21 protein-coding genes and 2 tRNA genes are annotated in these 20,922 nt (G+C 55.1%); 11 read left to right on the forward strand and 12 right to left on the reverse strand.

Features of this window, described 5'->3' with window-relative positions:
* The first annotated feature begins 189 nt into the window (after positions 1-189).
* Positions 190-1,140, forward strand: a complete 951-nt coding sequence (locus FCN80_RS13270) for a L,D-transpeptidase family protein (protein WP_136990642.1) — start codon at positions 190-192, stop codon at positions 1,138-1,140.
* Between the two features lie 165 nt (positions 1,141-1,305).
* On the opposite strand, the gene FCN80_RS13275 is transcribed toward FCN80_RS13270, so the two are convergent.
* The 5 genes from FCN80_RS13275 to FCN80_RS13295 all read right to left on the reverse strand — a co-directional run bounded on the left by FCN80_RS13275 (position 1,306) and on the right by FCN80_RS13295 (position 5,710).
* The gene (locus FCN80_RS13275; RefSeq protein WP_136990643.1) at positions 1,306-1,542 is read right to left on the reverse strand and encodes a major outer membrane lipoprotein; all 237 of its coding nucleotides are present in this window, start codon (positions 1,540-1,542) and stop codon (positions 1,306-1,308) included.
* Between the two features lie 442 nt (positions 1,543-1,984).
* On the reverse strand, positions 1,985-3,397 hold the full coding sequence (gene pykF / locus FCN80_RS13280) for a pyruvate kinase PykF (protein ID WP_136990644.1): 1,413 nt from the start codon (positions 3,395-3,397) through the stop codon (positions 1,985-1,987).
* A 570-nt stretch (positions 3,398-3,967) separates the two neighbouring features.
* Positions 3,968-4,044 (reverse strand) — tRNA-Val (locus FCN80_RS13285).
* Between the two features lie 8 nt (positions 4,045-4,052).
* A tRNA-Val gene (locus tag FCN80_RS13290) sits at positions 4,053-4,129 on the reverse strand.
* Between the two features lie 207 nt (positions 4,130-4,336).
* Positions 4,337-5,710: an MATE family efflux transporter gene (locus tag FCN80_RS13295; protein WP_136990645.1), complete on the reverse strand. Its 1,374-nt coding sequence runs from the start codon at positions 5,708-5,710 to the stop codon at positions 4,337-4,339.
* Between the two features lie 103 nt (positions 5,711-5,813).
* Between FCN80_RS13295 and FCN80_RS13300 the strand changes: the two genes are divergently transcribed.
* Positions 5,814-6,575, forward strand: coding sequence for a riboflavin synthase subunit alpha (locus FCN80_RS13300; protein WP_230492656.1), 762 nt, complete (start codon positions 5,814-5,816; stop codon positions 6,573-6,575).
* 102 nt (positions 6,576-6,677) lie between these two features.
* Here FCN80_RS13300 and cfa read toward each other — a convergent pair whose 3' ends face one another.
* Both cfa and purR read right to left on the reverse strand, forming a co-directional pair.
* A complete protein-coding gene (cfa, locus tag FCN80_RS13305) occupies positions 6,678-7,829 on the reverse strand; it encodes a cyclopropane fatty acyl phospholipid synthase (RefSeq protein ID WP_136990646.1) in 1,152 nt (383 codons plus the stop codon).
* 422 nt (positions 7,830-8,251) lie between these two features.
* Positions 8,252-9,265: an HTH-type transcriptional repressor PurR gene (purR, locus tag FCN80_RS13310; RefSeq protein WP_136990647.1), complete on the reverse strand. Its 1,014-nt coding sequence runs from the start codon at positions 9,263-9,265 to the stop codon at positions 8,252-8,254.
* Positions 9,266-9,496: 231 nt separating this feature from the next.
* On the opposite strand from purR, the gene cydH reads away from it, so the two are divergent.
* Positions 9,497-9,586 (forward strand): cytochrome bd-I oxidase subunit CydH, encoded by a 90-nt coding sequence (cydH, locus tag FCN80_RS27430; RefSeq protein WP_136990648.1) that lies wholly within the window; start codon positions 9,497-9,499, stop codon positions 9,584-9,586.
* A gap of 101 nt (positions 9,587-9,687) precedes the next feature.
* Here the strand turns inward: cydH and FCN80_RS13320 are convergent, their stop codons facing one another.
* Entirely contained in the window at positions 9,688-10,635 is a 948-nt protein-coding gene (locus FCN80_RS13320) for a C40 family peptidase (RefSeq protein ID WP_136990649.1), read from the reverse strand.
* A gap of 436 nt (positions 10,636-11,071) precedes the next feature.
* Between FCN80_RS13320 and FCN80_RS13325 the strand changes: the two genes are divergently transcribed.
* Entirely contained in the window at positions 11,072-11,419 is a 348-nt protein-coding gene (locus tag FCN80_RS13325; protein ID WP_136990650.1) for a Grx4 family monothiol glutaredoxin, read from the forward strand.
* A 61-nt stretch (positions 11,420-11,480) separates the two neighbouring features.
* On the opposite strand, the gene rnt is transcribed toward FCN80_RS13325, so the two are convergent.
* Both rnt and gloA read right to left on the reverse strand, forming a co-directional pair.
* A complete protein-coding gene (gene rnt / locus FCN80_RS13330; protein ID WP_136990651.1) occupies positions 11,481-12,131 on the reverse strand; it encodes a ribonuclease T in 651 nt (216 codons plus the stop codon).
* A gap of 124 nt (positions 12,132-12,255) precedes the next feature.
* Positions 12,256-12,663 carry a lactoylglutathione lyase gene (gene gloA, locus FCN80_RS13335; protein ID WP_136990652.1) on the reverse strand — a complete coding sequence of 136 codons (408 nt, stop codon included), beginning with the start codon at positions 12,661-12,663 and terminating at the stop codon, positions 12,256-12,258.
* A gap of 196 nt (positions 12,664-12,859) precedes the next feature.
* Between gloA and FCN80_RS13340 the strand changes: the two genes are divergently transcribed.
* Complete coding sequence (locus tag FCN80_RS13340) at positions 12,860-13,105, forward strand: DUF1289 domain-containing protein (protein ID WP_136990653.1); 246 nt, start codon at positions 12,860-12,862, stop codon at positions 13,103-13,105.
* Positions 13,106-14,004: 899 nt separating this feature from the next.
* Complete coding sequence (gene slyA / locus FCN80_RS13345) at positions 14,005-14,439, forward strand: transcriptional regulator SlyA (RefSeq protein ID WP_136990654.1); 435 nt, start codon at positions 14,005-14,007, stop codon at positions 14,437-14,439.
* 338 nt (positions 14,440-14,777) lie between these two features.
* Here slyA and FCN80_RS13350 read toward each other — a convergent pair whose 3' ends face one another.
* The gene (locus FCN80_RS13350; protein WP_136990655.1) at positions 14,778-15,245 is read right to left on the reverse strand and encodes an outer membrane lipoprotein; all 468 of its coding nucleotides are present in this window, start codon (positions 15,243-15,245) and stop codon (positions 14,778-14,780) included.
* Positions 15,246-15,567: 322 nt separating this feature from the next.
* Between FCN80_RS13350 and anmK the strand changes: the two genes are divergently transcribed.
* From anmK to pdxY, 5 genes are all read left to right on the forward strand, one after another.
* Positions 15,568-16,689 carry an anhydro-N-acetylmuramic acid kinase gene (gene anmK / locus FCN80_RS13355; RefSeq protein ID WP_136990656.1) on the forward strand — a complete coding sequence of 374 codons (1,122 nt, stop codon included), beginning with the start codon at positions 15,568-15,570 and terminating at the stop codon, positions 16,687-16,689.
* Positions 16,690-16,759: 70 nt separating this feature from the next.
* A complete protein-coding gene (locus FCN80_RS13360) occupies positions 16,760-17,101 on the forward strand; it encodes an MliC family protein (protein WP_230492657.1) in 342 nt (113 codons plus the stop codon).
* Between the two features lie 58 nt (positions 17,102-17,159).
* Positions 17,160-17,810, forward strand: a complete 651-nt coding sequence (pdxH, locus tag FCN80_RS13365; protein WP_136990657.1) for a pyridoxamine 5'-phosphate oxidase — start codon at positions 17,160-17,162, stop codon at positions 17,808-17,810.
* Positions 17,811-17,864: 54 nt separating this feature from the next.
* Positions 17,865-19,139 carry a tyrosine--tRNA ligase gene (gene tyrS / locus FCN80_RS13370; protein ID WP_136990658.1) on the forward strand — a complete coding sequence of 425 codons (1,275 nt, stop codon included), beginning with the start codon at positions 17,865-17,867 and terminating at the stop codon, positions 19,137-19,139.
* Positions 19,140-19,214: 75 nt separating this feature from the next.
* Positions 19,215-20,078, forward strand: coding sequence for a pyridoxal kinase PdxY (pdxY, locus tag FCN80_RS13375; protein WP_136990659.1), 864 nt, complete (start codon positions 19,215-19,217; stop codon positions 20,076-20,078).
* Positions 20,079-20,155: 77 nt separating this feature from the next.
* On the opposite strand, the gene gstA is transcribed toward pdxY, so the two are convergent.
* The gene (gstA, locus tag FCN80_RS13380) at positions 20,156-20,779 is read right to left on the reverse strand and encodes a glutathione transferase GstA (RefSeq protein ID WP_136990660.1); all 624 of its coding nucleotides are present in this window, start codon (positions 20,777-20,779) and stop codon (positions 20,156-20,158) included.
* Positions 20,780-20,922: the final 143 nt, after the last annotated feature.

A 20,922-nucleotide genomic window follows, 5' to 3' on the forward strand; every position in this document is an offset into this window, starting at 1 on the left:
CTTAAGCACCCGGACGGGTTTCAACGGCCGCATCGCGGCCGTTCCCGCTCTTGGCGTGATCGCCCCTGCACGCGACCGGGTATCGGCAAATTCCGATTGCCGTCCACCATGGGTGTTTGCTATTGATGAACCCAACGCCGCCGCAACGCGACGGCGGATCATCTTGACGACCCAGAGTGGGGATAGCATATGCAAGGCACATTTCGGACAATCGGCCTGGTACTGGCCGCCTGCGTTCTGGCGGGTTTCAGCCGACTCGCCGCCGCGACCGTTTACCCCCTGCCGCCGCCCGACAGCCGACTTATCGGAGAAAACGTCACCACAACGGTGGATAGCGCGGGCGGTTCCCTAGAGTCCATTGCCGCCCGCTATCAAATCGGCCTGCTGGCCATGTTGGAGGCCAATCCCGGCACCGATCCCTGGTTACCGAAAGCCGGCCGCGAATTGACCATTCCGACGCAAATGCTTCTGCCGGACGCGCCACGCAAAGGCATCGTGATTAACCTGGCCGAATTGCGGTTGTATTACTACCCGCCGGGGGAGGAGAGCGTGATAGTCTATCCCATCGGCATCGGTCAGTTAGGCCGGAACACGCCGGTCATGGTGACGCAAATCATTCAGAAAATCACCCATCCCACCTGGACGCCCACGCCCAATATCCGCCGGCATTATCGTGAAGAACAGGGGATTATCCTGCCGGCGGTCGTGCCGGCGGGGCCGGATAATCCCATGGGCTTGTTCGCCTTGAGGCTGGCGGCCGGCAACGGCGCTTATCTCATTCACGGCACCAACGCCAATTTCGGCATTGGCATGCGGGTCAGTTCCGGCTGTATCCGGTTGCGTCCCGACGATATCCAGACGTTATTCGAACACGTGCCGGCAGGCACGCGGGTGCAGGTGGTCAACGAACCGGTAAAAGTGGCGCAGGAGCCGGATGGCAAACGCTATATTGAAGTGCATCAACCGCTGTCCCGCACGGCCAAAGACGATCCGCAAACCCTACCCATTCCCTTGACGGCGAAGATCAAAAAATTTCTCGCTGATCATGGTACGGACCGGCAGATGGCCATTGAGGCCATTGCCCGCCGTTCCGGCATGCCGGTATTGGTTTCCCTGGGTGAACCGGCCGACAGGTTTTAAAACCCCGCCAGGACGCTCGGTAAAGGCCGTCATGACATTCCGGGCGCGGGAAGAGGAATTCACACTACGGGACAGGGGAAAAGCGCTGTGGGGTGGGGGAGGCCCATTGGCGCCAGGCAAAAAAAATGGCGCACAACGTGCGCCATTTTCTAAACAAGGTGACTCTTACTTGCGATAAGAGTGAGCTTGGTTGTCTAAACGTTGGTTAGCACGGGCAGCGTCATCTTTGGCAGCCTGTACGTCAGAACGGATAGCGTTCACATCATTGCTCAGCTGGTCAACTTTGGTGTTCAGGGTCTGAACATCGGAGGACAGTTGATCGATTTTAGCGTTGCTCGAACAGCCAGCAAGCAGAGTGGAACCCAAAATTACCGCGCCCAGTACCAGTTTAGTACGATTCATTATTAATACCCTCTAGATTGAGTTAATCTCCATGTAGCATTACAAGTATTACACAAAGTATTTTCGAATGAGAATAAATTTTAGCGATAAAACGATTAATTTCGATCGACCGCTCAAAGAAACATCTTGTTTTACAGGGAGGTTAAAAAAAACCACTGAAACAACCGCGTTCCATAAGATAACTCTGATTAAAAGGCAGGGTCCTGTCCGGCTTATTTTGTCTCGGCCGGGTTGATTTTATTGTCGCGACTTATCTCTTTGCCAACAATTAACGGCGAAAGACGGCTACGGACCGGTGCGGGGATAAGCGCGGTCGGCGGTGGCGCCGGCACGAGACGCGAAACGGCCTGACGAAACGAGGTTATGGAACGGGATGGCGATACAGTATGGCGGTGGCTTGGCGGGCAAAAAAAACGCCCCGGCGATGCGGGGCGGGCTGTCTTTAGAGCTGGTGTACCGATGCGGTATTGGTGGTGCCGCTTGGCACCAGCGCGCCGGATACCATCACGATGATATCGCCTTTTTGCGCCAGGCCGCTTTCCAGCGCCAGGGTTTTGCCTATCCGGTAAAAATCATCGGTGGAGGCAATCTTATCCACCAACTGGGTGGTGACCCCTTTGCTTAGCAGCAACTGACGGGCGGTGATGGGATTGGTGGTCAGCGCCAGGATTTCCGCCTTGGGGAAATACTTACGTACCGCTTTGGCCGATTTGCCGCCCTCCGTCGCCACCACAATCAGCGGCGCTTCCAGTTTTTCAGCGGTTTCCACCGCGCCACGGCACACCGCTTCGGTAATGCGCAGCTTACGGCTATCATTCACGCTGTCAATCCGGCTGCCCATTACCCGATCAGTGCGTTCGCAGATGGTTGCCATGATGCTGACGGCTTCCAACGGATACTTGCCTTTGGCGCTTTCGCCGGACAACATTACCGCATCGGTGCCGTCAATAATGGCGTTGGCCACATCGCCGGCTTCCGCCCGGGTCGGGCGCGGGTTCTTGATCATGGAATCCAGCATCTGGGTGGCGGTAATCACGACTTTGCGGGCGCGGTTACATTTTTCAATCATCATCTTCTGGGCGAAGATCACTTCTTCCACCGGGATCTCCACGCCCAAATCGCCGCGCGCCACCATGATGCCATCGGAGGCATCCAGAATTTCATCAAAATTGTTCAGGCCTTCCTGATTTTCAATCTTGGAGATGATCTGAATATGTTCGCCGCCGTGTTGCTTTAGATGCTCGCGAATTTCCAGGACATCGGAGCGCTTGCGAATGAAAGACGCGGCGATGAAATCCACGCCTTGTTCGCAACCAAAGATCAGGTCGCGTTTATCCTTCTCGGCCAGCGCCGGCAGGGCGATGGACACGCCGGGCAGGTTTACGCCTTTGTTTTCGCCAAGATCGCCGTTGTTGAGCACCCGGCAGGTCACGGTCGTCTCGGTTTTCTCGGTGACCACCATGCCAATCAGGCCATCATCCACCAGGATGGTGTTGCCGACCGACAGATCATTGGCGAAGCCGGCATAGGTGACGGCGACGCGTTCTTTATTACCCACTACGCTCTGATCAGTGGTGAAGGTAAAGGTTTGACCGGCGGTCAAGGAAGCGTCGTTGCCGTTTTCCAGCTTCATGGTACGGATTTCGGGTCCTTTGGTATCCAGCAGGATAGCGGCTTTCTGGCCGGTGGCCTCCAGGATGGCGCGCAGGTTTTTGATCCGGTTGCCGTGTTCCTCATAATCGCCGTGAGAGAAGTTAAGGCGCATGACATTCATGCCTGCATCAAGCAGCTTGGCCAGCATCTCTTTAGGTTCGGATTTCGGGCCTATTGTACAAACGATTTTCGTCTTTTTCATAACTTTGGTATCTGCAAGTTGTGTTGGATGAGGATCTGGTGTGTCGCCGGGTTGTGCCGGCGAACGAAATTCGTGGCTCGCGGAGCCGGTTCCCTATGTTCAAGGATAGGTGACAAAAGTGAGAAAAGGATGAAAAAAACATAAACCTTTCACCTGATGAAACGGAAAGGGGCCGATGTTTAATTTTGTTGTCGTTAACCTTCGGCTGTTCAGATGAAACCATTCAAATGAAATAACGTTTTGTATTATAGTTATTGAAGCGGCGGACACAAGAAAAAAACAGCGCAAATAATGCTTTAGCCATGAAAAATATCTATTTGTGTACAATTGGCAAATTTTTGGTGTCATCTGTTGCGCGCTTGCACAAAGTCATTAACGTCGCTACGCGCTGTATGTCGCGTGGCCCCTTGGCTGGACGCGTTTGTTTGCCGCCGTGAGGCAACACAACCTGTCGCGGCGAATGGCCCACGGATTAATGCGATTTGACAGAATAGTCTATCGCAGGTCGGGGAAGAAATTTCATTAATTTTTCTTGACGGAAAAAAGGGGGAGGCAAGACAATAAAACAGGTGGTGCGTCCGAATGGACTCGAACCATCGACCCCCACCATGTCAAGGTGGTGCTCTAACCAACTGAGCTACGGACGCACAAGAGATGGTGCGTTCTAATGGACTCGAACCATCGACCCCCACCATGTCAAGGTGGTGCTCTAACCAACTGAGCTAAGAACGCTTACCGAAAAACGCCGCCAGCGCGGCAGCGGGACGAATATTAGCGGGCAACCTCAGCGCTTGCAAGGGGAAAAACCGTTTTTTCCCCTTGCAAGCCGTTAATTGATGACGTAATGCGCAGCCTGTCGAATTTTTATTCCGGCACCGCTGGGTTCCTTGCTGTCGGCATCCCGGGGAATCAATGTGGGTACCCCTTGCCAAGGGGGCATCAGCGCGCCGCGCGATGAAGAATTATCATCGGCGGTTGTCGCTGCAATCGCACGATGCGCACGGTCATCATGACGGCGGCCGACGTCAGACCGATGATAAAACCGAACCAAAACCCGCTGGGGCCCATGGCGGGCCGTAGAACATCCGTCAGCGCCAGCAGATAGCCAAAGGGCAACCCCAGTAGCCAGTAGGCGGTGAATGTGATGAAAAAAATGGCGCGGGTATCTTTGTAACCCCGCAAAATACCGTTGCCTATAACCTGGATGGCGTCGGATATTTGATAAAGCGCCGCCAGCGCCATGAGATGCGAGGCCATCACCACCACGGCGAGATCGCTGTTATACAGGGTGGCGATGCGGACGCGGAAGGTAAAGGTGGCTATCGCGGTCAGGCAGGCCAATGTCACGCCCAGCCCCAAACTGGACCAGGCGGACACCCGGGCATCATCCACCCGGTTTTCACCCAGGCTGAACCCGATGCGGATGGTGGCCGCCACGCCGATGGAAAGCGGCAGCACAAACATCAGCGCGCTGAAGTTCAGCGCGATCTGGTGCCCGGCCACCGCCACCGTCCCCAGCGGCGAAACCAGCAGCGCGACCACGGCGAATAGGGTCACCTCGAAAAACAGCGCCAGCGCCACCGGCAGTCCCAGACGCCATAACCGGCCCAGCGTGGGCCAGTCGGGTCTAATGAGGCCAAACGGCAGACGCACATCATCGAAAACGTCGGCATGGCGGATATACGTCCACATTGCGGCGAACATCAACCAGTATACCGAGGCGGTGGCGATGCCGCAGCCGACGCCGCCCAGCGCCGGCATGCTGAATTTGCCATAGATAAACACATAGTTGATGGGAATGTTGGCCAGCAGGCCGAGGAAGCCTATGACCATGCCCGGCTTGGTTTTGGACAATCCCTCGCATTGGCAGCGCAGTGCCTGAAAAAACAGATAACCCGGCGCGCCCAGCATCAGAAAGCGCAGATAGGCGACGGCTTTTTGCGCTAATACCGGATCGATATTCCGCATATGGCCGATAATTAACGGACAGTGATACAACAGCGTCATAATCAGCGCCGCGATGACCGACGCCAGCCACAATGCCTGCCGCACGTGAAAACCGACCCGATTGCGCCGGCCTGAGCCGTTCAGTTGGGCGACAACCGGCGTCAGAGCCAGGATCAGTCCGTGGCCGAACAGAATGGCCGGCAGCCAGATGGAGGTGCCGATGGCGACCGCGGCCATGTCGGTGGCGCTCACCGAACCAGACATGACGGTATCGATTACGCCCATGGCCGTTTGGGCAACCTGGGCCAGAATGACCGGTATGGCCAACGACAGTAATAACCGCGCTTCCTTGAGATACTTCTGCAAACAGTGCACCTTCGAAATGGGGTGGAACGGGAATCGGCCGTTAACCAGATGATTAGCGGTGGATAATGTGGCGATAGTGTAATGGTTTAAGCACGTTATACCAATGCCGTCGCTCGGCTTTTCGGGGCAAGCCGGCGGCATTGGCATCGCCGGTGTTTTGGGGCAAACTGTCAGGCATCATTTTCCACTGCCGAAAAACGAGGTCGTCGACATGTTCACCGGTATTGTGCAAGGTACCGCTGCGATAGTGGCCATTGAGGAAAAGAGCCATTTTCGCACGCATTTTGTCAAAATTCTGCCCCATCTGCTGGCGGGGCTGGAGCCCGGCGCGTCAGTCGCCCATAACGGATGCTGCCTCACCGTCAGCGCCGTGCAGGGCGATGTGGCGAGTTTCGATTTGATGAAAGAAACGCTGCGTATTACCAACCTGGGCGCATTACAGGTCGGCGACGAGGTCAATCTTGAGCGGGCCGCCACGTTCAACAGCGAAATAGGCGGGCATCCGATGTCCGGCCATATTCTGTGCCGGGCCGCCATCGCCAAAATCGTCGCCTCGGAAAACAACCGCCAAATCTGGTTCAAAATGCCGGACAAAGCGCTGATGAAATATATCCTCTATAAAGGCTTTATCGGCATTGACGGCATTAGCCTGACGGTGGGCGAGGTGGTTGGACAAAAATTCTGCGTACATCTGATTCCCGAGACCCTGGCGCGCACCACCCTGGGCAAAAAGCGGCTGGGGCAAGAGGTGAACATCGAAATCGATGCGCAAACCCAGGCGGTGGTGGACACGGTGGAGCGGGTCCTGGCCGCGCGGGAAACGGCGCAGTTGACCCAGGACGTTCAAGGGGTTGAGGCGCAGTAACGGGACCGGCCGCCCCGCAGGCGAAGTTCCAGCCGCAATTTAAGGCGAAGGGAACCGCGCGTCACCGAGGCGGCGTGCAGATGAATTTGGCGGGGGCTTCCGTCAACGGGGCACCCGCATCCCGCCATCTACGCCTTGCGGGCTGAGCAACACTTGCCACAACTGGATATTGCGGGCGCGAAAAGCGCCGGCGCAGGCATTCAGATAGTAGCAGAACATACGGTAAAACCGTTCGGAGTATTTACCCGACAGCGCCGGCCAAGCGGCCAGAAAGCGTTCGTACCAGGCCATCAAGGTCTTGTCGTAATCCGTCCCGAAATTATGCCAGTCTTCCATGACGAAATGGGGCTCGCTGGCCTTGGCGATGTGCTGCACCGAGGGCAGACAGCCGTTGGGGAAAATATACTTGTTAATCCAGGGATCGACATTCATATCGGTATGGTTGGAGCCGATGGTGTGCAGAAGGAACAGACCATCGCGTTTCACGTTGCGGCCGATAACGTCAAAGTAGGTGGCGTAATTTTTGGGGCCGACATGCTCGAACATGCCTACCGATACCACCCGATCGAATTGCTCGTGCAAATCCCGGTAGTCTTGCAGGGATATCGTGACATCCAGCCCGTCGCAGCGCTGTTGCGCCAGTTTCTGCTGTTCAGCGGAAATGGTGACGCCGCGAACCGAGACGCCGTAATGCTTCGCCGCATAGGCGGCCAGCCCGCCCCAGCCGCAGCCAACGTCCAGCAGGGTCATCCCCGGGCGCAACTGTAATTTCTCGCAAATCATTTTCAACTTGTCTTGCTGGGCTTGCTCAAGGGTGGCGGCTTGTTTCCAATAGCCGCAGGAATACTGCATATAGGGGTCCAGCATCAGACCGAATAAGTCATTGCCGAGATCGTAATGTTCTTTTCCAACAATCCAGGCCCGTTTCCGTGATTGCAAGTTGAAAAGTCGGGCGGCGATAACTCTTACTATATCCTTGAAACTATGGGGGATTTTCTGCTCAAGGCCAGCGCGTAGCACTTTTTGAAAGAAGATATCCAGCCGTTCGCATTCCCACCAGCCGTCCATGTAACTCTCGCCTAAGCCCAGCGAACCGCTTTGTATCACTCGTTTGAATAGATCAGGGTTTTTCACCCGGATATCGAACGGTCTTGCACCGTTGATTTTGATGTCTGCCTCAGCCAGTAGATCATGAACGATCCGGTACCACGCATTATCATGAAAGCTCAGGTCTTCAACACAAGAGGAACTCATAGCTTCTCCATCACCAATCTTCTGTCATACCCCGTCAGGAAGTTAACTTTTCAGTGACCTGCGGGCTTTTTATAAGCATCCACGGCGGCCGTGGTGTCTGAAGTACCACAATAAACAGAGGAGTGTTAAGTCATTCAAAGAACTGATTGCAAGCCGGGTGTTTTGCACATGGGTCAATGTCGGGAAAAGGCCCTGACACTCTTTCAAGCAATATTATTAGACAACTCGTTATAATTGTTAACGATATTGAGTATAAGCCCCGATGCTAGATTAGACAATAGCTAAGAGGATAATGAATTTAATAGGTAACTTAATGATTTCTTACAGAAACAATAACGTTCATGATACGGATGGACGATGACAATATATTATTTCGTACCGCACATTCCGTATAGAAAAGACGGATGAAAGAGAGAACGCAATCAGCGAAATGGACCATCGGCCACCGAACGCCGTTCTATGAGGATGGGATGTACCTCGATGGCCCGGGCGGTCTCCCGTTTGCTGGTGATACGGTCGAGCAGCAATGTCAAGGCCGCTTCGCCAAGCTCTTCCTTGGGCTGGTGGATGGTGGTTAACGCCGGGGTAAAGAAACGTGAATTCCGTACGTTATCATAGCCAATGAGCGAAATATCCTCCGGCACGCGCAATCCCAGCTCATCAATGGCGCACAGCGCGCCCATGGCCATCACATCGCCGCCGCAGAATACCGCCGTGGGACGTTCGGCGCGGGATAAAATTTGCCGCATGGCCTGGTAGCCGGATTCGGGTTCGAAATCCCCCTGGACTATCCATTGTTGTGACGCCGTGACGCCGGCTTCCGCCAGCGCGTGCAGATAGCCGCGATGGCGCCCGCCGCCAGTATTGCGCGACAACTGGCCGGGAATGGCGCCGATGGCCCGGTGGCCGCGGTCAAGGAGATAACGGGTGGCCATATAGCCGCCTTGAAAGGCATTATCGATAATGGTATCGGTAAAGTCCCGCCGCGCCTCCCCCCAGTCCATCACGACCATGGGAATCTGCCGGTAATCCCCCAGCATCTCCAGCAGAGGCTCCGGGTATTCGGCGCACATGACCAGCAGCCCATCGACGCGTTTTTGCGCCAGCATCGCCAGATAAGCACGTTGTTTAACGAGATCGTTATGGGAATTGCAAAGCACCAGGGTATAACCCCGCGCGAAACAGTGCTGCTCGATGGCCTCAATGATCTCGGCAAAATAGGGCGCTTCGCTGGTGCTGGCCAGCAGTCCGATGGATTTGGTACGATTGATTTTTAAGCTGCGCGCTACGGCGCTCGGGGAATAATGCAGCCGGTCGATGGCGTCCAGGACGGCGAGGCGGGTATCTTCCGCCACGAAACGGGTTTTATTGATGACATGCGATACGGTAGTGGTGGATACGCCGGCGCGTTTCGCCACGTCTTTTATGGTTGCCATGTCTCTAAAACTCCTGATTGCGCCAAAGCGCCTTGCCTAACGCGAAAATCGCGACATAATGTTAGCGAGCCGCTGATTTCCAATACCCCGCATTGACGTGAAAGCGTTATGCCGCGCAACGCCGATGCGTACAGCCCACCAACGGCATTGCAGGTTGGCGGATTCAAAGGCGGCATCATACGGGGAAACTCGGGTTGCGTCTATTGTCGGATACCACACTAAGGACTTACGATGAGCAGCGATTTCAAAATATCTCTTGTGACCACGATCTGCGCCCTATTGTTGATCATGGCTTTCAGTTTCACGGCCGTCATGAACTAAGGGTCCGTGCGGCCTGAGCCCGCGGCCGGCCATGCCGCCCACGGGGATTGTCGGCGAACACATACAAAAGGGGCCGGAGGCTCTTTTTGTATGTTATGGCGCTAGCGTACTGTTTGGGGCGTTACCACTCTTCGCGCGCCGACGTAATGATCCTGCCAGTAATCTTCATTCAGATAGCTTATCCGGATATCACGGCCCGTCCTCGGCGATTCGATAAACCGGCCATTGCCGATATAAACGCCCACATGGTCGGCCGCGCCGCGGTTGGTTATATGGAAAAACACCAAATCCCCGCTTTCCAAATCGTTCTTTTTCACCGGCGCCGCATCGCGCAGGTGGTACATTTCATTAGCGGTCCGCGGCATTTTTATGCGCACGACATCTTTGTAGGCGTAATAAATAAGGCCGCTGCAATCAAAACCGGTGCTGGGGGACATGCCGCCCCAGCGATAAGGCTTGCCCATTTGCGACAGCAGCTTGTTCATGGCGGTCAGCTTGGCGCGTTGATAACGTCTTTTATGACTTTCGCTCATTTTAATGGGTTGGTCGGCCACCAGGTCCGCCTTGGCCTTGCCCTTTATGCGATGCCTGCCGTAGCCCTTCTTATAACCTTTCGACGGTGGGGTGACTTTGGCGATTTTTCGGGCGGCAAGCGGCGAATGATGTTTTTTCTCGCCGACGGCGACGACCGCTGACGTTTTAACGGGATGCTTGCGGCGGGTTGTCTCGCTTTTGGCGTTTTTTTCAGCCCTGGCGCTTTTATCGGCTCTTTGTGTTTTTGGTCTTTCAACTGTGGCAGCAACATGGCGGGGGGGGGTATGAGACGCCGTGTGTCGCGGATGGTGGATGGCGGTTTTGGGCTCCGATGCTTCAGCCTTGTTCTTGCCGGTTATCTTAACCGGTTTTCGTTTGCGCCGGTCTCCGGTTTTGGCCGTACTGGCCTGAGATTTACGTTGGTCGGCATTGACACCGGCGTTTGGCGCCGCATGCGCCAGATTGAAAAACAATTGGGTAAACAGCAATGCAAAAAGCGTAAACAATAAACGCATGATGAAAGCTATCCTCCGTAGCCCATAATAGGGGGGTTGCCAAAGCCTCAAAGGAATTTAAGCTATTTACTCTGCCAATGCACCAGGAATTCGCATGAGATTGTGTATAAACGTGAATAAACGCGCATTTGATGCACGCTTTCGCCGGCAAAGACGGAAATTTCAACAATAATGCAACGACATGGCGTTTCCCGTGCCATGGGGGGCACTTGGCCTGAGGTATTCCGCAGTAAACGCTATACTCCTTATACTTCACATCGCCCTTTTGTTGTGGCGGCGTGCGTTTTATCCCCTATGCTGCGCTGGCTGGGTGCCGGGGGATTATGCCAAGGCAAAAAATGTTTATCTCTTTTCACCGTTATCGATAGAATGATACTTCCGGGCAAATTCCCGTCCGGAACAGCTATGGCCGTACGAGGCTTGAGGAAGCGAGACAATGACGACAGTTGAAAAAATTCAGCAACAAATCGCTGAAAATCCCATCCTGCTTTATATGAAAGGTTCTCCGAAGCTGCCGGGTTGCGGTTTTTCCGCGCAGGCGGTCCAGGCGTTGTCCGCCTGCGGCGAGCGTTTCGCTTATGTGGATGTGCTACAGAACCCCGATATCCGCGCCGAACTGCCGAAATACGCTAATTGGCCCACCTTTCCCCAGTTATGGGTGGATGGCGAGCTGATAGGCGGCTGCGATATCATCCTGGAAATGTATCAGCATGGGGAATTGCAGCCGCTTATAAAAGAGACCGCGCTGAAATACGGTTCTCAGGAAAAACAGTCTTCTCATTGATCCCATGTCCCCGGCGAGTGAACCGTCCGGTCCACTCGCCGGGGAAAAGGATAGGCCGACGTCAGGCGCCGCTTTCCAACGGCGGCACAGGCCAGCCACCCAGCCTTTTCCAGCGGTTGACCAATTCACAAAACAGTTCTGCGGTACGCTGGGTATCGTACAGCGCTGAGTGCGCCTCGCGGCTGTCGAACGGAATACCGCCGGCGACACAGGCCTTGGCCAGCACGGTTTGGCCAAGGGCCAGTCCGCTAAGCGCGGCGGTGTCGAAGGTGGCGAATGGATGAAAGGGGTTGCGTTTCATCGCGGCCCGTTGCGCGGCGGCCATCAAAAAACCGTGATCAAAACCGGCATTGTGCGCCACGATTATCGCCCGGTTGCACCCCTGATCCTTAACCCCTTTACGAACCATCTTGAAAATTTCATGCAACGCTTCATATTCGCTGACGGCCCCGCGCAGCGGGTTGGTAGGATCGATACCGTTGAAGGCCAGCGCCTCCGGCTGCAAGATGGCCCCTGGAAATGGCTCAATATGGAAATGCAGCGTTTGGTCCGGCCCCAGCCAGCCTTGCGCGTCCATCTTCAAGGTGACGGCGGCGATTTCGAGCAGAGCGTCGGTGACGGCGTTAAAACCTGCGGATTCTACATCGATGACAACGGGATAAAAGCCGCGGAAACGGCCGCGAAGGGAATTTACATCGTCTAATTCAGCCATGCCTGTTCTTACTTTTCAAAAATACAGCCGCTATTATGGCAAATTCAGCCATGGGTTGCATGGGGGAATCCGTTAGGGGCCGGCGAAAACCTCTTTTGGCCGCCGCCGGTGGTAAACGGTAAAATCAGCGTCCCAAACCTTGACCGGCCTGATGCTGCTCGATCAATTCAATTTTGTAGCCGTCGGGATCCTCGATAAAAGCAATGATGGTTGCGCCCCCTTTGACCGGGCCCGCTTCCCGTGTGACACGGCCGCCGGCTTGGCGAATGCGCTCGCAGGTGGCTGCGACGTTGTCCACCCCCAGCGCGATATGCCCATAGGCCGTGCCAAGCTCATAGTGGTCCACGCCCCAATTGTAAGTCAATTCTATAACCGCCCCCGCGGTTTCCTCTGTGTAGCCTACAAACGCCAACGTGTATTTGTATTCAGGATTTTCACTGGTCCGCAACAGACGCATTCCCAATATGGTCGTGTAAAAATCAATGGAACGCTGTAGATCGCCGACCCTCAGCATGGTGTGTAGCAAGCGCATAGAATTCCTCGGTGACAAACGACGGCGGTGCCTTTACCGCCGGAAAAGACGATTTTAAGTCTATACCCATCCTTCGGCAAGTTCAGCTTTGTCGGCTCGGCTCGGCCTGGTCCGGGCAACGGCCGGGGTTGGCGTATGAAAAGGCCTTGCCAGATGGGTCAAATCCGTCTTCAATGAATAAGAATGAGGAGGTCCCGTGCCGGAACAGCTTGAGTTTTTCGCCATACCCAGCCCTTGCCGCGGCGTCTGCCAATCGGATGCGCGCGGGTATTGTCTTGGCTGTTTCCGCTCACGGCAGGAACGTTTCGAGTGGGGCAACATGGACGACAGCCAGAAACAGGACGTTTTGCGGCTTTGCCGCCAGCGTTTCCTGCGCATGCGACGCGGCGGCAATAAAACCGCGCCGGCGGACGATGCGCCCAATCAGCCCAATTTACTCTAACGCAGGCGCCGGTTCCCTAACATTTACACCCTAAATACTTCGCGTTGCATCGCGGCGGCAAGTGATCGACAAATTCGTCTGCTGTCTCGTCAGCGGGCCTAGCCGATAAAAGGCAAATTGCGGTAATTGCCGTATGTGGCGTCGCGATTTTGATGCTTCCGTTCTTCGGTTGCCGCCGCAAATGCGATGAGGGTATCCGGGAAATAGTAAGCTGTATTAATAATTATTAATTCAAAAGCTAATTACTAGTAAGTTATATATTGCAACTACATTATAAGTCACAATACATGAAATATTGATATTTGTTATGTCTTCATTTAACTTAAATTAACAATAAATCACGCTGAATGACAATAATAGTGATACAGTTATGATTAATCCGCTTGGCATACGATGTTATCCGTGAGGTTAAAGATGAGGCGGCAAGGGGAAGACCGGGGATTAAATACTCTCAATATTTTATGACGCATCGCGGCGGCAAACGAGCGAAAACTTCGCCGGGAACCAATGGAATCGCCAGCGGCGGGCCTTTGTAGAGAGACGGGATGTCTCTCATTGACCCCCGGAGCAAAGCCAACGTTGTGGCTGGGGTGGATGAATGACGCCGATTAACAGGCAACCTGAAGTTGGCGAGTATAGGGCGTCTATTGCCCCACGCCTTATACCAGGCGGAAGGATTATGTGTAAGCAGATCCAATACATCGGCGGCCAAAGCAGGCGGGAATACATATGCGTTTAGGTAATGTCCCTTTAATCAAAGGAATAACATGCATATCACATCGATCTCAACTTAACTGTCACCTAATTCATATATATATTTGTATTTTGCCATTCCACCCATTAGAATGGATGGGAATCCAGGGAACAAGCTTAATCGGCTTAATTATAAGGAGAGAGAATTGGAATCGCCATTAGGATCTGATTTGGCGCGACTTGTCCGTGTTTGGCGCGCATTGATTGACCATCGTTTAAAACCTCTTGAGCTGACGCAAACGCATTGGATCACGTTGCATAATATTTGCCAGTTGCCGCCAGAACAGTCGCAAATACAATTGGCCAAGGCCATCGGGATCGAGCAGCCTTCTTTGGTCCGAACGCTTGATCAACTCGAAGAGAAGAAACTCATCACTCGGCATACTTGTGCTAACGACAGGCGGGCGAAGCGCATTAAACTGACGGAGGCCGCCGAACCCATCATTAAAGAAGTCAACCATGTCATAAATAGTACCCGGGATGAAATACTCACAGGTATCTCAGAACAGGAAATTCATTTTTTGAGTAATATGATTGCCAGGTTGGAGAAAAATATCCTGGAACTTTATAATAAATCCTGATTTGTTTAGATTTTTAGTACATGGCTTTCATAAAAAACCGGCATACATTGCCGGTTCCTTATATTTACTCTCAAAACGTCGAGTCGCATCGCGTCGGCGCGCGAGCGACGAATCCGTCGGGACCGGATGAGGACCACCGGCGGCGAGGCTTGGATGAGGGGAGGTCGCCTCCCATTGTCCCAGGCATCTAGGCGGCTTTGTGACTTAAGTGAACCAGGATGGCCCCCGACGGGGCGGCGCAGAGGGCGGCGTGTTCAAACACGCCGGAATCAAAACGCCAATAATGCCGGCCCCGGCAAGACCGGTACCGGCGGGCGTAAAGGTCGCGCGGCGGCAGGTTAGCGGGGCGAGACAGTGACGGAGCGGCCGTTACTGGCGATGGCGACGCGTTCGCCAACGCTAAACCGGGTCGGCCCTTGTTTTTGCACGACCATAATGGTGTTGCCGTCGTCCTTGCGGATCTCCAGTTCAACCCCCTGAGTGCGGTTCATGGCGCTGCCAATATTCTGGCCGGCCACGCCGCCCGCCACCACGCCCGCCGCCGTGGCGAGAGTCCGTCCAGTACCGGCGCCGACAGTATTGCCCAGCAGACCGCCAAGAACCGCGCCGCCCAAGGTGCCGATAACGTTTGCATCTTCACCGCCCTGAATTTGCACCGGCCGCACGCTAACCAGTGTGCCGTAGGCCACGCTCTGGACCTCTTTGGCTTCCGAGGCGGAGTAGACATCGCCGGAAAGGTCGTTATTACTGGCGCAACCCGCCAAAATCAATCCCGTCAAGGCGACAGCGAACAAACGTTTTTTCATTCAAAAGCTCCTAATGTATGCCGTTCGTCAAGGCAAGCCAAGACAGAACAGAAGCACTTTCGCCACGCGGGTTTCCCCATCCGGAACGCGGCTTCGTTAGTATACCGTGGTTGATAATATTGCAAAAAACATAAACTGCGAATAAACAGACGTCAATTTGTGATTTCTACAATGATTTTAACACTAACATTTAACTCCCTTGATAATGAAATTGTATCAGGATTCGTGCGAATTGACGGCCATGGATCGCATTCAGTGAAAATCGTGACGGTAATCCGGTATGATAACCGGATTGTCACTTTGCGAGGAGCCGGTCAGCTCGATGAGAACAGGTCGCTATGTGGGTGTGATGTCAGGCACCAGCCTTGATGGCGTGGATGTGGTGCTTGCCGCCATCGACGAATACACCGTGGCGCAGCAGGCCAGCCACACCCACCCGATACCGCTGGCGCTCAAACAGCAAGTTCTGGCTATGAATCAAGGGCAATCCGTGACCTTGTCCCAGTTCGGTGAATTGGACACCCGGCTGGGCATTTTGTTCGGCGAAGCGGTAAGCAAGATGTTGTCCGATTACCATATCAATCCGCGCGACATTACCGCCATCGGCTGTCATGGACAGACGGTATGGCATCAGCCCGGCGGGGAAAATGCCTGTACATTGCAAATAGGCGATAACAACCGGGTCGCGGCGCTGACCGGCATCACCACCGTGGGGGATTTTCGTCGTCGCGATCTGGCCTTTGGCGGGCAGGGCGCCCCGCTGGTGCCCGGTTTCCATCATGCGCTACTGGGGCACCCGGCGGAACGTCGCATGGTGCTGAATATTGGCGGCATCGCCAATCTGACCTTACTGTTGCCGGGTCTTCCCATCCGCGGCTACGACACCGGACCGGGCAATATGCTGATGGATGCCTGGATCTGGCGCCATCAAGGCAAACCTTATGATCGCGATGGTGAATGGGCGCGTAGCGGGACCGTTCATCAGGGGTTGCTGCGCCGGTTGCTGGTGGACCCCTATTTCGCGCTGCCGGCGCCGAAAAGCACGGGGCGGGAATATTTCAACATGGCCTGGCTTAAGCATCATCTCGACATGTTTGGGAGCCTGTCGCCCGCCGATGTGCAGGCGACGCTGGCTGAATTGACCGCGCAAAGCATCGCTCAGCAGATTCTGCTATCGGGCGGTTGCGAGCACGTGCTGGTTTGTGGCGGCGGGGCGCGCAATGTCCTTGTGATGTCCAGGCTATCGGCGCTTTTGCCGGGAATTGAGGTGAGTCCTACTGACAAGTACGGCGTGAGAGGCGATGATATGGAAGCGCTGGCCTTCGCTTGGCTGGCGTTCCGGACACTGTCCGGCTTGCCGGGTAATCTGCCCTCGGTGACCGGCGCCAGCCGGGAAACCATTCTTGGCGCGATCTATCCCGCCGACGCCCTGTTTCCGAGATGAGGCCGCCGCGCCGCGGTTTTGTCGGGCAGGCCAAACGTCAAGGCACAAAAACCTGATAAAGGGAGCGACAATGACGGTGAAGCATATTAAAGGATTGCTGGTGGTTGGGGTTATGGCGGCGGTCCTCGGGGGTTGCTCTTCCTGGCGCGGACATGGGGGCGATAACGTGCGGGTGCTGCATTATCGCTGCGGCACAATGCCGTTGACCGTGCGCCAGGAAATTCATCCCGCCCGGGTGCGTCTGATTCTGGACGGTCAAGCGTTGACGCTGACGCAGACGGTTTCCGCCTCCGGCGTCCGTTACAGCGATGGCCGGTATGTCTTCTGGTCAAAAGGTCCCCAGGCATTTATTGAACGGGACAACCGCGTCATCATTGACGATTGCCGCCTGGCGAGCGGATACGGTAAATGATTGAGATTTTTAACCATGCGGCGCACAATAACGCCACAAATTCATACCCCAGAACATCATGACTGAACAAAAAATCGACATTGCCGGCTTGCGCCGCGAATATACCCGCGGCGGATTGCGGCGTGCGGATTTGACCGCCGAACCGCTGGATTTATTCGAATTATGGCTGAGGCAGGCCTGCGAAGCGCAATTGGCCGATCCCACCGCGATGTGCGTGGCCACCGTGGACGAATCGGGGCAACCCTATCAACGCATGGTGCTGCTCAAGCACTACGATAGCCGCGGAATGGTATTTTACACGAACCTTGGCAGCCGCAAGGCCGGACATCTCGCCCACAATAACCGTGTAAGTCTGCATTTCCCATGGCATACCCTGGAGAGGCAGGTAATGGTGTTGGGACGGGCGGAGCGTCTCTCGGTGGCGGACGTGTTGAAATATTTCCACAGCCGGCCCAAGGACAGCCAAATCGGCGCCTGGGTCTCCCGCCAATCCAGTCGCATTTCCACACGCGGGGTCCTGGAGAGTAAATTCTTCGAGCTAAAGCAGAAGTTTATGCAAGGCGAGGTGCCGCTGCCCAGCTTTTGGGGCGGTTACCGGGTCACAATTGACGCCATGGAATTCTGGCAGGGAGGCGAACACCGCCTACATGACCGGTTTATTTATCAACGGGTTGCCGATGGCTGGTCTATCGATCGGCTGGCGCCTTAAGCGTCCCTGACGCATTTAATCAACAGATACGTTTACAGTTACGGAGTTTTTTTAATGGCAAGCAGCAACCTGATACAACAATTGCATGAGCGGGGCCTGATAGCCCAGGTAACGGATGAGGCCGCGCTAAGCGAGCGGCTGGCTCAGGGACCGCTCTCGTTGTATTGCGGTTTCGACCCGACTGCCGACAGCTTGCATCTGGGCCATCTGGTTCCGCTGCTGTGTCTCAAACGCTTCCAGATGGCAGGGCACCGCCCGGTTGCGCTGGTGGGCGGCGCCACCGGTCTTATCGGCGACCCGAGTTTCAAGGCCACCGAACGCAAACTCAACACCGAGGAAACGGTTCAGGAGTGGGTGGATAAAATCCGCCGGCAGGTGTCGCCGTTTCTGGATTTCGACTGTGGCGAGAATAGCGCGGTGGCGGCCAATAATTACGATTGGTTCGGCACGATGAACGTGCTGACGTTTTTGCGCGATATCGGTAAGCATTTTTCCGTTAACCAAATGATCAATAAAGAAGCGGTTAAACAGCGCCTGAATCGCGACGACGTGGGGATTTCTTTTACCGAATTCGCTTATAACCTTCTCCAGGGCTATGATTTCGCTTGTCTGAGCAAGCAATATGGCGTCGAGTTACAAATCGGCGGTTCCGATCAATGGGGAAATATCACCTCCGGTATTGATTTAACCCGGCGATTGCAGCAAAAGACCGTTTACGGCATGACGGTGCCCCTTATTACCAAAGCGGACGGCACCAAGTTTGGCAAAACCGAAGGCGGCGCGGTATGGCTGGATCCGAAAAAAACCAGTCCGTATAAATTCTACCAGTTCTGGATCAATACGGCGGATGCCGATGTTTACCGTTTTCTGAAATTCTTCACGTTTTTGTCTCTTGACGAAATCAATGCCCTGGAGGAAGAGGACAAAAACAGCGGTGCCGCGCCGCGGGCGCAATATGTGTTGGCGGAGCAGGTGACGCGGTTGGTTCATGGAGAAGCGGGCCTGTCGGCGGCGGTGCGCATCACCCAAAGCCTGTTTTCCGGCGCGTTGCAATCCCTGACCGCCGCCGATTTCGAGCAATTGGCGCAAGACGGCATGCCGGTGGTCGCCCTGTCTAACGGGGCGGATTTACAGCAGGCGCTGGTGGATGCCGAACTGGTCCCGTCCCGGGGCCAGGCCAGAACGCTGATATCCTCCAATGCCGTGACGGTCAACGGTGAAAAACAATCAGTGGCGGAGTACGTCTTCAGCGATGCCGATCGTCTCTTCGACCGTTACACGCTGTTGCGCCGCGGCAAGAAAAATTACTGCCTCATCTGCTGGAAGTAAATCGTGGTCGCAGAGGGCCCGCGCTCTCTGCCATGTTGTCGCGGCCGCCGGGTCGAGGACGTTAGGGCACTATTGATGAAAAATATTTTATCGATTCAGTCGCATGTGGTTTTTGGTCATGCGGGCAACAGCGCAGCGGTATTTCCCATGCGTCGTATGGGCGTGAATGTTTGGCCGCTGAATTCCGTGCAGTTTTCCAATCATACCCAGTACGGTCATTGGACGGGCGCCGTTATGCCGGCCGAGCATTTGTCGGACATCGTGCGGGGCATCGCCGAGATCGGCCAGTTGGCGCATTGCGACGCGGTATTGAGCGGGTATATCGGCTCAGCGGAGCAGGGGGAACAGATACTTTCCATCGTTCGGCAAGTCAAGCGGGCCAATCCGGCGGCCTGCTATTTTCTCGATCCGGTAATGGGCCATCCGGGAAAGGGGTGTTTCGTGGCGCCGGGCGTGGCGGATTTTCATTGCCGGCAGGGCATATCCCATGCGGATATTATCGCGCCCAATCTGTTGGAGCTGGAACAATTGAGCGGCCGCACGGTGACTTCGGTGACGCAAGCGGTCGCCGCCGCCCGTGAACTGTGCCGGCGCGGACCGAAACTGGTGCTGGTCAAGTTCCTCAGCTATGCAGGCTATAGCGAAGACAGTTTCGAAATGCTGTTGGTCACTGCGGAGAAAGCCTGGCATATCAGTCGGCCGCTGGTGGATTTCGGCGAGCGTCAACCCGTGGGCGTCGGTGATTTGACCAGTGGTTTGCTGCTGGTGGATTTGCTTCAGGGACGGGGGCCGGTAGCGGCGCTGGAGCACGTTACCGCCGCGGTCTATGAGGTCATGATCGCCACCAAGGAAATGCAGGAGTACGAATTACAGGTGGTGGCCGCGCAGGACGCCATCGTTACGCCGACCCATGTTTTTTCCGCCACGGAAATCCGATAGGACGGGATTAATCATCCGCATTGCCAGCGCAATGGAAGGCGTCACGCCAGCCGCATCGCCTTCCGGGCGGCTGGCGGTTACATGGCCTGAGCCTGCGCTTCCTGGTGTTCCGCCGCCAGCGCCGCCGCCACGGCGGGCCGGTCGTGAATATGACGGTAAAAACGCGCCACCATGGGCGAGGTCCCCAGGTCGAATCCCAGCCGTTCCGTCCATGTCAGCATGGTGAAAAGATAGGCGTCGGCCACGCTGAAGCGGTTTCCCAGCAGGTAGTCCTGACCGGCCAATTCCCTATCCAGATAAAGCAGTTTAACTTCCATCTGTTGACGCAGCTGTATCTGGTAATCCTGTGGGATCTGGTTGTCGAACAGCGAATTCAGTCCTTGGTGCAGCTCGCTGGCGACATAATTCAGCCATTCCAGCGCCTGATAACGGGACAACGTGCCTGGCGCCGGGATGAGGTGCCGGTCGGGGACCCGATCGCCGAGGTATTGAACGATGGCCACCACCTCGGTGAGCAGGGTGCCGTCGTCCAGTAACAATGCCGGTACCTTGCCCTTGGGATTGATGGTCAGAAAATCTTCGCCGTGCTCGGTCAGTTTGGTGAAGAAACTCACTTTTTCGATGCTAAAGTCCAGCCCCGATTCGCGCAGGATGATATGAACCGCGAGGGAACTGGCGCCGGGCATATAATACAGTTTCATAGATCACTCCTACCGGAGGGGACCGGATGAGATGCTCTTGAGCGATTCGCCTGTGAACAGCATACGACCAAGCCCGCCGGCGGCATAGCGAAATGACAAGCGATGGCACTTTCCGCCGATAAAGACATTTATGCCGCCGCCTT

The sequence above is a fragment of the Martelella alba genome, from assembly GCF_005217455.1.
Taxonomy (GTDB): domain Bacteria; phylum Pseudomonadota; class Gammaproteobacteria; order Enterobacterales; family Enterobacteriaceae; genus Acerihabitans.